12 protein-coding genes are annotated in these 12286 nt (G+C 71.6%); 7 read left to right on the top strand and 5 right to left on the bottom strand.

Annotated elements, in window-relative coordinates; genetic code table 11:
- Positions 1 to 7: 7 nt before the first annotated feature.
- The gene (locus ACGH7X_RS34875; RefSeq protein ID WP_399893169.1) at positions 8 to 841 is read right to left on the bottom strand and encodes a polysaccharide deacetylase family protein; all 834 of its coding nucleotides are present in this window, start codon (positions 839 to 841) and stop codon (positions 8 to 10) included.
- Positions 842 to 951: 110 nt separating this feature from the next.
- On the opposite strand from ACGH7X_RS34875, the gene ACGH7X_RS34870 reads away from it, so the two are divergent.
- Positions 952 to 1413 carry a universal stress protein gene (locus ACGH7X_RS34870; protein ID WP_399893166.1) on the top strand — a complete coding sequence of 154 codons (462 nt, stop codon included), beginning with the start codon at positions 952 to 954 and terminating at the stop codon, positions 1411 to 1413.
- 102 nt (positions 1414 to 1515) lie between these two features.
- Positions 1516 to 2922 (top strand): amino acid permease, encoded by a 1407-nt coding sequence (locus ACGH7X_RS34865; RefSeq protein ID WP_399893164.1) that lies wholly within the window; start codon positions 1516 to 1518, stop codon positions 2920 to 2922.
- Positions 2923 to 2932: 10 nt separating this feature from the next.
- Here the strand turns inward: ACGH7X_RS34865 and ACGH7X_RS34860 are convergent, their stop codons facing one another.
- Positions 2933 to 3748 carry an alpha/beta fold hydrolase gene (locus tag ACGH7X_RS34860; protein ID WP_399893161.1) on the bottom strand — a complete coding sequence of 272 codons (816 nt, stop codon included), beginning with the start codon at positions 3746 to 3748 and terminating at the stop codon, positions 2933 to 2935.
- A gap of 57 nt (positions 3749 to 3805) precedes the next feature.
- On the opposite strand from ACGH7X_RS34860, the gene ACGH7X_RS34855 reads away from it, so the two are divergent.
- Positions 3806 to 4279 (top strand): MarR family winged helix-turn-helix transcriptional regulator, encoded by a 474-nt coding sequence (locus ACGH7X_RS34855; protein ID WP_399893158.1) that lies wholly within the window; start codon positions 3806 to 3808, stop codon positions 4277 to 4279.
- Positions 4280 to 4301: 22 nt separating this feature from the next.
- On the opposite strand, the gene ACGH7X_RS34850 is transcribed toward ACGH7X_RS34855, so the two are convergent.
- Complete coding sequence (locus tag ACGH7X_RS34850; RefSeq protein ID WP_399893155.1) at positions 4302 to 5456, bottom strand: CapA family protein; 1155 nt, start codon at positions 5454 to 5456, stop codon at positions 4302 to 4304.
- A gap of 231 nt (positions 5457 to 5687) precedes the next feature.
- Between ACGH7X_RS34850 and ACGH7X_RS34845 the strand changes: the two genes are divergently transcribed.
- The 3 genes from ACGH7X_RS34845 (at position 5688) to ACGH7X_RS34835 (ending at position 7720) form a co-directional block, all read left to right on the top strand.
- Positions 5688 to 6242 (top strand): sigma-70 family RNA polymerase sigma factor, encoded by a 555-nt coding sequence (locus tag ACGH7X_RS34845; protein WP_217166934.1) that lies wholly within the window; start codon positions 5688 to 5690, stop codon positions 6240 to 6242.
- Positions 6243 to 6383: 141 nt separating this feature from the next.
- Positions 6384 to 6899: a hypothetical protein gene (locus tag ACGH7X_RS34840; protein WP_399893152.1), complete on the top strand. Its 516-nt coding sequence runs from the start codon at positions 6384 to 6386 to the stop codon at positions 6897 to 6899.
- Between the two features lie 170 nt (positions 6900 to 7069).
- Complete coding sequence (locus ACGH7X_RS34835) at positions 7070 to 7720, top strand: zf-HC2 domain-containing protein (protein ID WP_399893148.1); 651 nt, start codon at positions 7070 to 7072, stop codon at positions 7718 to 7720.
- A gap of 21 nt (positions 7721 to 7741) precedes the next feature.
- Here the strand turns inward: ACGH7X_RS34835 and ACGH7X_RS34830 are convergent, their stop codons facing one another.
- Positions 7742 to 8605, bottom strand: a complete 864-nt coding sequence (locus tag ACGH7X_RS34830; RefSeq protein WP_399893146.1) for an Fpg/Nei family DNA glycosylase — start codon at positions 8603 to 8605, stop codon at positions 7742 to 7744.
- A 41-nt stretch (positions 8606 to 8646) separates the two neighbouring features.
- The gene (locus ACGH7X_RS34825; RefSeq protein WP_399893143.1) at positions 8647 to 10737 is read right to left on the bottom strand and encodes a SpoIIE family protein phosphatase; all 2091 of its coding nucleotides are present in this window, start codon (positions 10735 to 10737) and stop codon (positions 8647 to 8649) included.
- Between the two features lie 124 nt (positions 10738 to 10861).
- On the opposite strand from ACGH7X_RS34825, the gene ACGH7X_RS34820 reads away from it, so the two are divergent.
- Positions 10862 to 12283: a lipase maturation factor family protein gene (locus tag ACGH7X_RS34820; protein ID WP_399893140.1), complete on the top strand. Its 1422-nt coding sequence runs from the start codon at positions 10862 to 10864 to the stop codon at positions 12281 to 12283.
- The last annotated feature ends 3 nt before the right edge of the window (positions 12284 to 12286 follow it).

The raw sequence follows: 12286 nt of genomic DNA, 5'->3' as shown, positions 1-12286 counted from the left end.
GCGGCGGTCACAGCAGACGCCGCCGCGGGACGGTGAGGTGGTAGCCGGAGTCGAGCAGCTCGGGCAGATAGCGCCGCAGGGCGCGGACACTCTGCGACCGGTCGCCCCCGGCGTCGTGCGAGAGCACCACGACGCCGGGGGCGGCGCCGTCCTCGACCCGGTCGACGATGGTGGCGGTGCCGGGTGTCGTCCAGTCGAGGGTGTCCACGGTCCAGGCCAGCGGTTCCATGCCGAGCTCCGAGCCGAGCTGGAAGGCGGCCCGGTTCCACGCCCCGTAAGGGGCCCGGAACCAGCGGGGCGCCTCGCCGTAGGCCTGCTCGACGACCTCGCTCGTACGCTCCATCTCCGAGCGGATGCGGCGCCGGGTGAGTTTGGTCAGCAGCGGGTGGGACCAGGTGTGGTTGCCGACCACGTGCCCCTCGTCGGCCATCCGGGTCAGCAGGTCCCGGTTGTAGTCCGCCATCTCCCCGCACACGAAGAACGTCGCGCGCACCTCGTACTCGGCCAGGGTGTCCAGGATCTGCGGGGTGTACTTGGGATGGGGTCCGTCGTCGAAGGTGAGCAGCATGGTGCGGCCCCGGCCCGTCATGCGCAGGATCGGCTCGCTGCGCACCGGGGGCTGCCGGGGCGCGGCGCGTGGGGCGCCGTATCCGGTCAGGGGCGCCAGGCGGTAGGCGGAGGGTTTGAGCGGGCTGTGCTTCGGGGGTCCCGGAGCGGGTGCGGCCGGCCGGGCCGGTCCGTTTCCCAGGCCCGTCGCGAGCGCGGCGCCGGCGCCGGCGGCTCCGACGGCCGCGACACCGGCGAGCAGTGTGCGACGCGTGAGCAACTGATCCTTTTTCATGACTCATCAGTCGCCCGGCCGGGCCGCGCCGCACCTGAGCAACACCGGTGCGGCGGCACGAAACCACCCGCCCAGCCCAAGATCACCGAGGACTCCGATAGCCTCGCCGCGTGACGGAACAGCACTCCCATCAGTTCGAACGCGGCACGGACGGACCCAAGGTCATCGTCGTCGGTGTGGACGGCTCCGACTCCTCGCTGAGGGCCGCGGCCTACGCCGGTGGTCAGGCCCGGCGCCAGGGCGCCCTGCTCGCCGTGGTGTACGTGCAGCCGGTGCTGGCGGGGGGTGCGGCGCTCGGGGCGCCGGTGGCGGAGACGACCGACGAGATCGCCGAGGAGCTGGTGGCCCAGATCCGGGAGGCGACCGAGCGGGTCAAGGGGATATTCGACATCCGCTGGGAGTTCCACACCTTCCGCGGCGATCCGTACAGCGGACTGGTGAAGACGGCCGACCAGTTGAAGGCGGACGCGGTGGTGGTGGGCGCCTCCGAGCAGGCAGGTCACCGGTTCATCGGCTCCGTCGCGGTCCGGCTGGTGAAGGCGGGGCGCTGGCCGGTGACGGTGGTGCCGTAGCACCTGTCCGGTCCGGGTGTGCGTCGTGGCTTCCGTCGCGGACGTGTGTGAGTCATCATGATCCACCGTCAGCCGTTTGCCGTTCACAAAGAGGTGAGGCGCATGGCCGGGTTCCGCATGGGTGAGGGTGTTCTCCGCCGCAAACCCATCGAGCACATCGAGGAGACGGAGAGCGGCGGGGGCCTGGTCCGCTCGCTGGGGCTGTGGCAGCTGACCGCGATCGGCGTGGGCGGCATCATCGGGGCCGGCATCTTCACGCTGGCCGGCACCGTCGCCAACGGCACGGCGGGTCCCGCGGTCCTCGTCTCCTTCCTCATCGCGGGCGTCGCGAGCGCGGCGGCCGCCCTGTCCTACGCCGAGTTCGCCGGGCTGATCCCGAAGGCGGGCTCCGCGTACACCTACGGCTACGCGGTCCTGGGCGAGCTGGTGGGGTGGTTCATCGGCTGGGACCTGCTTTTGGAGTACACGGCGATCGTGGCGGTGGTCGCGATCGGCATCTCGGGCTACTTCAGCTTCCTGGTCAACGAGATGGGCGCCGACCTGCCGAACTGGATGCTGGGCGCGCCCGGCACCGGGGACGGTCACCGGGTCGACCTGTTCGCGGCGGTGCTGTGCCTGCTGATCGCGTATCTGCTGACGCTGGGCATCAGGAACGCGGCCCGCTTCGAGATGGTCGTGGTCGTACTGAAGGTGCTGGTGGTGCTGTTGGTGATCGGGGTGGGCGTCTTCCACGTCGAGACCTCGAACTACCACCCGTTCTTCCCGTTCGGGGTGGGCGGGGCGTTCACCGGTGCGGCGACGGTGTTCTTCGCGGTCTTCGGGTACGACGCCATGTCGACGGCGGCCGAGGAGTCGAAGGACGCCCAGCGGCACATGCCGAAGGCGATCATCTACTCGCTGATCATCTCGATGGTGCTGTACGTGGCGGCCTGTCTGGTACTGACCGGCATGCAGAACTACAAGAGCATCGACCCGGAGAGCGGCTTCTCGACGGCGTTCAAGTCGGTGGGGCTGAGTTCGCTGGCCGACATCATCGCGGTGGGCGCCATCATCGGCATCCTCACGGTGATGTTCACGTTCATGCTGGGTGTCACCCGCGTGTGGTTCTCCATGTCGCGCGACGGGCTGCTGCCCAAGTGGTTCGCCAAGACGCACCCGACGCGGCACGTGCCGACCCGGGTCACCTGGATCGTGGGGTTCGCGTCGGCCGCGATCGCCGGGTTCCTGCCGATCGGTGAGGCGGCGGAGCTGACCAACATCGGCATCCTGCTGGCGTTCGTGGTGGTGTGCGCGGCGGTGATCGTGCTGCGCTACCGGCAGCCGGACCTGCCGCGCACCTTCCGTACGCCGTGGATGCCGTTCGTGCCGGCGCTGGGCATCGTGTTCTCGATCTGGCTGATCACGTTCCTGCAGTGGCAGACCTGGGTGCGGTTCGCCGTGTGGTTCGTGGTCGGTCTGGTGATCTACTTCGCGTACTCGTACCGGAAGTCGGAGCTGGCGCGCCGATAGCGGCTCGCCTTCACAGGCCGCGCAGGAATCCGGTGACGATCTCCTCGAAGACCTCGGGCCGTTCCATGTTCGGGTAGTGCGCGACGCCTTCGACGACGACGGAACGGCCGTCCGGGACCGTACGGGCGAGCCGTTCCGCGTCCGCGATCAGGTCGGGCGCGTCCAGGGCGCCGTTGACGGCGAGGACCGGGACGTCGATCTTCGGGACCCGGGACCAGGTGTCGGTCAGGGGCACGTGGTGGTTCTCCTCGTCCGGGGTGTGCTTGGAGAGGGTGCCCAGGGCCATCTCGCGCACCCGGCGCAGCACGTCCGGGTCGACGTCGTCGGGGGTGCGGTGCTTCCCCGGCACGAAGCGCAGGAACGCCGTGAGCCAGCCCTCGACGTCCCCCGCGCCCAGTGCGGCGGCCTGCTCCGCCAGCACCCCCCGCACCCAGGGGTCGGTGTACTCGAACTCGCTGGTGGACGCCCCGCAGGCGACCACCGCACGGACCAGCTCCGGGTACTCGAGCACCGTGTCGGTGGCGATGGCGCCGCCCATGGACACGCCGACGAGCACCGCGGGGCCGGCGTCGAGGTGGCGCAGCAGCGCGGCGAGGTCGTCCGCCCAGCGGAACGGCCGGGTCGCGTTGGCGGAGGCGCCGTGTCCGCGCACGTCGGGGGCGATCACGCGGTGGCCGCGGGCCAGGGCCGGGATCTGGGCGTCGAAGACGCGGTGGTCGGTGAACCCGGAGTGCAGCAGGACGACGGGGTCACCGGTGCCGGTGTCGCGGTAGGCGAGGTCGCCGTCGGCGGAGGCGAAGAAACGGAGGTCCGAAGCAGTATTCATGACAACCAAGGTGTCATGTGGGCCTCACTTTGACAACCGGGGTGTCATGATGGCGGGGTGAACGACATCGACGCACCCCTCCCGCCGGACGCGCTCGCACGGCGGCTCACCGAGGTGTACGACCTGGTCGGCCCGCTCTACCGGCGCGCGCAGCGCGGTGTCGAGCAGGGCCTGGCCGCCGACGGTCTGTCCGTGGGCGTCCGCGCCGTGCTGACGATGCTGCGGCGCGGCGGTCCGATGACCGTGCCCCAGATGGGCCGGGCCCAGGCGATCAGCCGGCAGTTCGTGCAGCGGATGGTCAACGAGGCCGCGGCGCAGGGCCTGGTGGAGAGCATCCCGAACCCGGCGCACCGCCGGTCGTCGCTGATCCGGCTGACCGCCCGGGGACGGGACACGATCAGCGAGGTCCTGGACCGGGAGCACCGGCTGCTGCGCGAGGTCGGCCAGGACCTCACGGACACCGACGTCACCACCTGCCTGCGGGTGCTCGGGGCCATGCTGACGGCCCTGGACCACGTGGAGGACACGTGACGCCACACAGGCGGCGCCTGGCCTACTTCCCCATCACCAGCCCGTCCTCGGCGGCGCCCCTGCTGAACACCACGTCGCGGATGCGGTCGCGCACGGCGCGTACCTCGGCGCCCTGGTCCAGTGCCTGATTGAGGTTCACCACCCGGCCGGCGTCGACGTCGAACAGCTGCGGGACGAACTCGGCCCTGGTCACCCTCCAGCGTTCGCCGGGCCGGGCGGGCGGCGCGAAGGTGAAGCGGCCGATGGCCGACTGGTTGCCGCGCGGATCGCGGGCGCCCTCGTCGTTGACCATCTCGCCGGCGATCTGGTCCCCCATCCCGTAGATCACCCAGGTGCCGTTGAGCTTCTCGTAGGCCTGCGGGACATGGGCGTGGGTGCCGAGGATCAGGTCGATGTCGGGGCGGTCGCCGGTGTGTGCGGCGGTCAGGCTCCGGGCCAGGGCCAACTGGTCCCCGTCGGGCTCGTCCTGCCATTCGGTGCCCCAGTGCAGCGACACCACGACGACGTCCGCGCCCGCCTTCCGGGCGGCCCGGGAGTCCGCGACGATCCGCTCCTCGTCGATCAGGCCGACCGCCCAGGGCTGTCCCGAGGGCAGCGGGTGGCCGTTGGTGTGGAGGGTGTAGGCGAGGTGGGCGACCTCGGCGCGGCCGGCGCGCAGGACCGTCGCGGTGTCCGCCTCGCCCTCGGTACGCGCCGTCCCGGCATGCCGCACGCCGGCGCGGTCGAGGGCGTCCAGGGTGCGGCGGATGCCGTTCGCGCCGTCGTCCACGCTGTGGTTGGAAGCGGTGGAGCAGCCGTCGTAGCCGGTCGCGGCCAGCGCCTTCGCCACCTCGGGCGGGGACTTGAAGAGGGGGTAGCCGCTGTAGTCGCCGTTCGCGCCGTAGATGGTCTCCATGTGGCACAGGGCGAGGTCGGCGCGCGAGACGATCGGCCGGGCGCCCGCGAGCATGGGGCGGAAGTCGTAGCCGGTGCCGCCGGCGTCGAAGCGGGCCCGCTCGATGATCGAGTCGTGCGGCAGCACGTCCCCGGAGGCGACCAGCGTGAAGGCGCCGTCGTCGGCGGCGGGCGGGGCCTGCGCCGGGCGTTTCGGCGGTTCGTGGTCGCGGGCCTGGCAGGCCGCGCCCGCGGTGAGGAGGGCGGTCAGGGCCAGGGCCACCTGCCGACTGCGTGTGATCATCCGTTCACTCCGCTGGGTCGCACACACCGATGAAAAGTCACATTTACTTACAAACAGGTAATGAGGCATGGCTTGTCACAGGCGACTCCGACACGCCCATTAGCCCGTCCGGCGTGCGCGAACGGGGGGTGCCGACCGTTCGTCGAACCGTTCGTCGACGCGATCGACCGTCCGCCGCACGCCCGTGCGTGCGCCCTGTCCCCGGGCGGCCCCCTGCGGTGCCATACGGCCATGACGGCCGGAATCACCCTGACGGACACAGCGAACGGGACGACCGCCGAGCACGAGCTCGCCGCACTGCAACGCGAGCACGGCCGGCCGCTCTTCGCGCTGCTGCTGCGGCTCAGCGACGGCGACCGGCAACGCGCCGAGGACCTCGTGCAGGAGACCCTGGTCCGCGCCTGGCAGCACCCCGAGGCGCTGCGCGCCGACGACTTCGACTCCGTACGGCCCTGGCTGCTCACCGTGGCGCGGCGCCTCGCGATCGACGCGCGCCGCGCCCGTCAGGCCCGTCCCCCGGAGGTCGGCGACGCCGTACTGGAGAACGCGCGGGTCTGCGCCGATCACGCCGAACGGGCCGCCGCTGCCCTCGATGTGCGCGAGGCTGTGAAGACTCTCACTCCGGAGCACCGTGAAGTCCTGGTGCTGGTGTACTTCCAGGGGGCGAGCGTGGCGGAAGCCGCGGCAGCCCTCGGCATCCCGCCCGGTACCGTGAAGTCCCGCGCTTACTACGCGCTGCGCGCCCTGCGCAGGGTGCTACCGGGATACGCCGCCGACCTGCGGTGAAACCGACCGTATGGTCAAACCTCCGTAAAGCGCCTTGCCCGGGACCCCGGTTGAGTAATCGGCTGTTCTCATCCGTGTTCCGGACGGGGGCCCATGACCCGGGTCGGGCGACGCGCACGCACCGGAGGAAGGCAGGAAGGGATGCTGCACAGAGGTCAAGAGAGCACGGACGGCACAGGCGGGGGCGAACTGAGCGTTCCCATGGCGTGGTTGTACGCCGAGTACATCGCCGACGAGCTGCTGCGGACCGGCGACCTGATGCCGCCGACGTCCTTCGAGTTCCGCGCCGGACGCGACGCGCTGGCGCTGACCGTCTTCCTGTCCGACACGGAGAACGAGCTGAGCGGCATCCGTGTCGTCACCCACCTGGAGACCTGGCTGTCCCTGACGGCCTACGACCAGCCGTGGCACGAGTGGGTGCACGGGCGGCTGGCCGAGGTCACGGCCGACGCGATCGCCGCCGGACGCCACTCGCCCGACCTGGAGCTGGCCCGGGCCGCCTGGCGCTGGCTCCAGGAGACCGAACTGCTGGCCCCCGACCTCAACGCGGTGCCCGGCGGAGCGCCGGTGACCGGGGAGGACGAGGGGCCCCAGGTGTGGACGCCGGCCTGGCAGCTGGGACTGCCGCTGGGCCATCTCGCCATCCATCTGTTCTAGCCGTCCGGACCTGCTCACAAACTTCTTCGGGGACCGACCAATCCACCGCTTTCGCCGCTCCGAACACCTTGGTTGCGATTGTGCGGTGGCTTGAGTGATTCGGCTGTCCGGTGCGTACGGGTGGGAGCAAGGAGTAACCCCACCCGCACCCAACGGCACGAGGATTCGGCATGAGGTCCCTGGAAAGGCATCGTGACGTCGGCGCCTACGCGCTCGGCGTGCTGGACGAGGCGGAAGCGTTCCGCTTCGAGGACCACCTCATGGAATGCCCTCGGTGCACGGCCCAGGTGACCGAATTCGGCCCCGCCGCCCGCCAGTTGATGCTGTACCGGCAGGCGACACCCCGCATCGTGCACCCCCTGACCAGGCCCGGCCCGCGCCTGCTCGACCGGCTGCTGTCCGAGGTGGCCACCCGCCACCGGGCCGGCCGCAGGCGGGTGCTGTACGCCGTGGCCGCCGCGGTGGTGTGCGCCGTGGCCGGACCCGGCGCCGTGCTGTACGCGAGTCAGGGCGATCCGGCGGCGCCGGTCACCGCGACCGATGCCCGCTCCGGGGTGTGGGCGCGGATCACGGCCGAGGACGAGACCTGGGGCACGGACGTGCGGCTGGAGGTCAAGGACGGGGCGGGGCCGCGCTCGTGCCGGCTGATCGCCGTCGGCCGCGACGGCACCGAGCAGACGATCACCAGCTGGAACGTCCCGGAGCACGACGCCCGGCCGAACACCATGCACGGCGGTGCCGCCCTGCATCCCGACGAGATCGCCCGCTACGAGGTGCGGACCGCGACCGGGCAGCATCTGGTGACGCTTCCGGCGGGATGACATCCGCCCCGGCCACCGCCGTCACTTCAGCAGCCGGGACATCCTCCGGTCCGCCAGCGGCTTGCCACCGGTCTGGCAGGTCGGGCAGTACTGGAGCGAGGAGTCGCTGAAGGAGACCTCACGGATGGTGTCGCCGCACACCGGACAGGCCTCGCCGGTGCGCCCGTGGACCCGCAGCCCGCTCTTCTTCTCGGCCTTCAGACGTCCGGCGGCGATGCCCCGCGAGCGGTCCACCGCCTCGGTGAGTGTGCCGCGCAGGGCCGCGTACAGCCGCGCGGTCTCCTCGTCGGTGAGGGAGGCGGCCAGTTTGAACGGGGACATCTTCGCGGCGTGCAGGATCTCGTCGCTGTACGCGTTCCCCACGCCCGCGATCAGGCTCTGGTCGCGCAGGGCGCCCTTGAGCCGGCGCCGCTCGCCGTCGAGGAGGGCGGCGAAGCGCGCCTGGTCGAAGTCGTCGGCGAGCGGGTCGGGCCCGAGCCGGGCCACGCCCGGGACCTGCTGCGGGTCGGCCACGACGTACACCGCGAGCCGCTTCTGCGTGCCCGCCTCCGTCAGATCGAAGCCCGCGCCGGTCTCCAGGGCGACACGCAGCGCGAGCGGTCCCTTCCCGGGCCTGGGCAGACCGCTGGGCAGGCTGTCCTTCCAGCGCAGCCAGCCGGCCCGGGCCAGATGGGTCACCAGATGCGGGCCGCCGGCGGTCTCGACGTCGAGGAACTTGCCGTAGCGGTGCACGCCGGCCACCTGGTGGCCCTCCAGCGCCGTGAGCGGCGGGTCGTACGTCTTCAGGACGCTGATCGCCACGGGCAGGACCCGGACGATCTCGCGGCCGGTGAGGTGTTCGGTCAAAAAGTCGCGGAGCGCCTCGACCTCGGGCAGTTCTGGCATACGTCCAGAGTGCCACCGGCCACCGGCGGCGCCAGTGGGTTTCAGCCCGCGCCGTGGGCCACCACGAACTCGGACCACACGCATTTGCCGCCGCCGCGCGCCTCCACACCCCACTCGTCGGCGAGCGACTCGACCAGGAGCAGCCCCCGCCCCGAGACACCGTCGTCCCCGGCCTCGCGGCGGCGCGGCAGGGCGCTGGAGGAGTCCTCGACCTCGACCCGGAGTCTGCGGTCGGTTCCGGTGAGCAGCCGCAGCGTGACGACGGCTGAGCCCTCGGTGTGCATGAGGGCGTTGGTGATCAGCTCGTCGGCGACCAGTTCGATCTCGTCGCTCTGGCCCCTGGCACCCCAGGACCTGACCGCGGCGCGGATCATGTGCCGGGCCTCGGTGAGGGCCTCGGGGTCGCCGGGGGACACGTGCTGCTGGACCCGGCCGAAGGTGCGGGGGGCGCCCAGACCGTGGCGGCGCAGCAGGAGCAGCGCGACGTCGTCGTCGCCGCGGCGTTCGTCGGCCACGTCGATGAGCCGGTCGGCGAGGTCCCGTACGTCCTGCGGTCCGGAGCCGATCAGCGCCGTGAGGACGTCCATCCCTTCGTCGAGGTCGGCGCCGGGCTGCTCGACGAGGCCGTCGGTGCACAGCAGCAGGGTGTTGCCCGGGTCCAGTTCGAGGGTGGCGACCGGGTAGGCGAGGCGCCCGAACTCGGCGGACAGGCCGAGCGGCAGCCCGCCCTCGACGCGGACGTGGCGGCAGGTGCCGTCACCGAACCGCAGCAGAGGGTCGATGTGTCCGGCGCGGACCAGCTGGACCACTCCGGTGCCCAGGTCGACCTCCGCGTACAGGCAGGTCGCGAAGCGGTCGGTGTCGAGTTCGTGCAGGAAGACGGAGGCCCGCGCCATCACCGTGGCCGGTGGGTGGCCCTCGGCGGCGTAGGCGCGCAGCACGATGCGCAGCTGGCCCATGACGGCGGCGGCGTGCGTGTCGTGGCCCTGCACGTCGCCGATGACGGCGCCGACGCGTCCGCCGGGCAGCGGGATCAGGTCGTACCAGTCGCCGCCGATGTCACGGCCGAGGGCGCCCCCGATGGAGGCGGCGCGGTAGCGGACGGCGACGTCGCAGCCGGGCACGCTGGGGATGGTGCGCGGCAGCATGGCCTGCTGGAGCCCTTCGGCGAGGTCCATCTCCTGCTCGTAGAGCATGGCCCGCTGCAGGCTCTGCGCGATGCCGCTGCCGAGCGCGACCAGGACGTTGCGGTCCTCCGGGGAGAAGCCGTGCCGGTCGCTGTAGAGCAGCCCGATCGCGCCGATCGGGCGGGCCTGGGCGATCAGCGGCAGGTAGGCGGCCGCGGTGATGTCGAGGTGGGTGATGTCCTTCCACAGCAGGGGGTAGCGCTCCGCGAAGTCCTCCGGCGACTCGATGAAGCGGGGGCTGAGGGTCCGTACGGCCTCGCTCATCGGGTACGGCTCGTCGATCCGGGTGACCCGGGTGCCGGGGACGAAGCTGTTCTCGGGGCCGTCGGCGACCAGCCGGATGCGGCCGGCCTCGACCAGCCCCATCACCAGGCTGGTGGCGCCCAGCCGGGTGAGGCCGTGGGTGTCGCGCAGCACCTCGATCACGTCGTCCACCGTGCGGGCGTGTGCCAGGGCGGCCGTGGCGAGCTGGACGACGTTGGTGAGCCGGCGGCGGGCCTCGTCCTGCGCGGCCTGCTCGCGGTTGGCCGCGGTCTCCGCCATCTCCTGGGTGGCGTCGCGGACGATGCCGATGATCCGGCGGGGGCGACCGGTCTCGTCCCGGCGGATGTAGCCCTGGGTGCGGGTCCAACGCAGGGTGCCGTCGCGGCGGCGCAGACGGAAGTAGGTGCCGTAGTTCTCGCTGCCGTCCTTCATGGCCTGGGCGACGATGGCGTCCATGCGGCGGCTCTCCGCCGTGGGCACCCGCGCCGACAGCGACTCGGGGCGCCCGTCGTACTCCTCCGGGCGCAGGTCGAACACCTCGTGGGCCTGGGCGTCCATGTGGAACAGCCCGGCGTCCAGGTCCCAGTCGAAGCTGCCCATGCGGTTGAGCGCCAGGATCGGGTCCGGGTGGGCGGGCCAGTCTTCCGGGAGTGACGGGGCGCTCGCTCCCCGATCAGCCATGGACCCCACCTTGCCAGGATTTGCCCGAATCTTCGACTCCTGGTCGGCCGCCCGGTGCCTTCCGGGAGGGACCGGGCGGCCGACCGGGGTACACAGAGCGTGACCGTACGAGAGGAGCGCGGCCGTGGAGTGGTTCACCGCACCCGACTACTGGCTGGGCCGGCTGGTCTTCCAGCGGGCGCTGGCCGTCGTGTACCTGGTCGCGTTCCTGACGGCGGCGCTGCAGTTCCGGGCGCTGCTCGGCGAGCGCGGTCTGACGCCGGTGCCCCGCTTCGTCGAGCGGGTGCCGTTCGGGCGGGCGCCGAGCCTGTTCCAGTGGCGCTACTCGGACCGGCTCTTCGCGGGCTGCGCCTGGACGGGCTGCGCGGTGTCGGCGGCGCTGGTGGCGGGTCTCGACTCGCTGCTGCCGCTGTGGGGCGCGATGCTGCTGTGGCTGGTGCCGTGGGCGCTGTATCTCTCGATCGTCAACGTCGGACAGACCTGGTACTCGTTCGGCTGGGAGTCGCTGCTGCTGGAGACCGGCTTCGTCGCCGTCTTCCTCGGCAACGACGAGGTCGCGCCGCCGGTGCTCGTCCTGTTCCTGCTGCGCTGGCTGCTGTTCCGGGTGGAGTTCGGGGCGGGGCTGATCAAGATGCGCGGCGACGAGTGCTGGCGGAAGCTGACCTGTCTCGACCACCACCACGAGACCCAGCCCATGCCGGGCCCGCTGAGCTGGTTCTTCCACCACCTGCCCCGGCCCCTGCACCGCGTGGAGGTGGCCGCCAACCACGTCACGCAGCTCGTGGTGCCCTTCCTCCTCTTCACCCCGCAGCCGGTGGCGAGTGCCGCCGCCGCGCTGATGATCGCGACCCAGCTGTGGCTGGTGCTCTCGGGCAACTTCTCCTGGCTGAACTGGATCACCGTCGTGCTCGCGCTGTCGGTGGTCGCGTTCCCGGCCGATCCGCCGTCCGTGGCCGCCGCTCCGCTCTGGTACGAGGTCGTGGTCCTGGCCGCGGCGGCGCTGCTGCTGTTCCTGAGCCACCGTCCGGTCCGCAACATGATCTCCCGTCGCCAGGTGATGAACCGCTCCTTCGACTCCCTCCACCTGGTCAACACCTACGGCGCCTTCGGGAGCGTCAGCCGGATCCGGTACGAGGTGGTGATCGAGGGCACCGCCGACGAGACGGCCCGCGAGGACGGCGACTGGCGGGAGTACGAGTTCAAGGGCAAGCCCGGTGATCCGCGGCGCTGGCCGCGTCAGTTCGCGCCGTACCATCTGCGCCTGGACTGGCTGATGTGGTTCGCCGCGCTGTCGCCCTCGTACGCGGGGTCGTGGTTCGGCACCCTGGTGGAACGGCTGCTGGAGAACGACCGCGCGACGCTGAAGCTGCTGCGCCGCTCCCCGTTCCCGCCCGACGCCCCACCGCGCTTCGTCCGCGCCCGCCTGTTCCGCTACCGGTACACGACGTGGCGCGAGCTGCGGGAGACGGGGGCGTGCTGGGAGCGGACGTACGTGCGCGAGTATCTGCCGCCGACGCGGCTGACCGTGGTGCCGCAGCGGTCGTAGCGG

Source organism: Streptomyces sp. BBFR51 (assembly GCF_044591655.1).
Taxonomy (GTDB): Bacteria; Actinomycetota; Actinomycetes; order Streptomycetales; family Streptomycetaceae; genus Streptomyces.
Note: the sequence above shows the minus strand (reverse complement) of the source record. Positions and strands in the feature narration are given on the sequence as shown.

Excerpts from the sequence above, each read along its gene's own strand:
- ACGH7X_RS34875 (WP_399893169.1), bottom strand. The coding sequence starts at position 841 with ATGAAAAAGGATCAGTTGCTCACGCGTCGCACACTGCTCGCCGGTGTC.
- ACGH7X_RS34865 (WP_399893164.1), top strand. The coding sequence starts at position 1,516 with ATGGCCGGGTTCCGCATGGGTGAGGGTGTTCTCCGCCGCAAACCCATC.
- ACGH7X_RS34860 (WP_399893161.1), bottom strand. The coding sequence starts at position 3,748 with ATGAATACTGCTTCGGACCTCCGTTTCTTCGCCTCCGCCGACGGCGAC.
- ACGH7X_RS34850 (WP_399893155.1), bottom strand. The coding sequence starts at position 5,456 with ATGATCACACGCAGTCGGCAGGTGGCCCTGGCCCTGACCGCCCTCCTC.
- ACGH7X_RS34845 (WP_217166934.1), top strand. The coding sequence starts at position 5,688 with ATGACGGCCGGAATCACCCTGACGGACACAGCGAACGGGACGACCGCC.
- ACGH7X_RS34840 (WP_399893152.1), top strand. The coding sequence starts at position 6,384 with ATGCTGCACAGAGGTCAAGAGAGCACGGACGGCACAGGCGGGGGCGAA.
- ACGH7X_RS34835 (WP_399893148.1), top strand. The coding sequence starts at position 7,070 with ATGAGGTCCCTGGAAAGGCATCGTGACGTCGGCGCCTACGCGCTCGGC.
- ACGH7X_RS34830 (WP_399893146.1), bottom strand. The coding sequence starts at position 8,605 with ATGCCAGAACTGCCCGAGGTCGAGGCGCTCCGCGACTTTTTGACCGAA.
- ACGH7X_RS34825 (WP_399893143.1), bottom strand. The coding sequence starts at position 10,737 with ATGGCTGATCGGGGAGCGAGCGCCCCGTCACTCCCGGAAGACTGGCCC.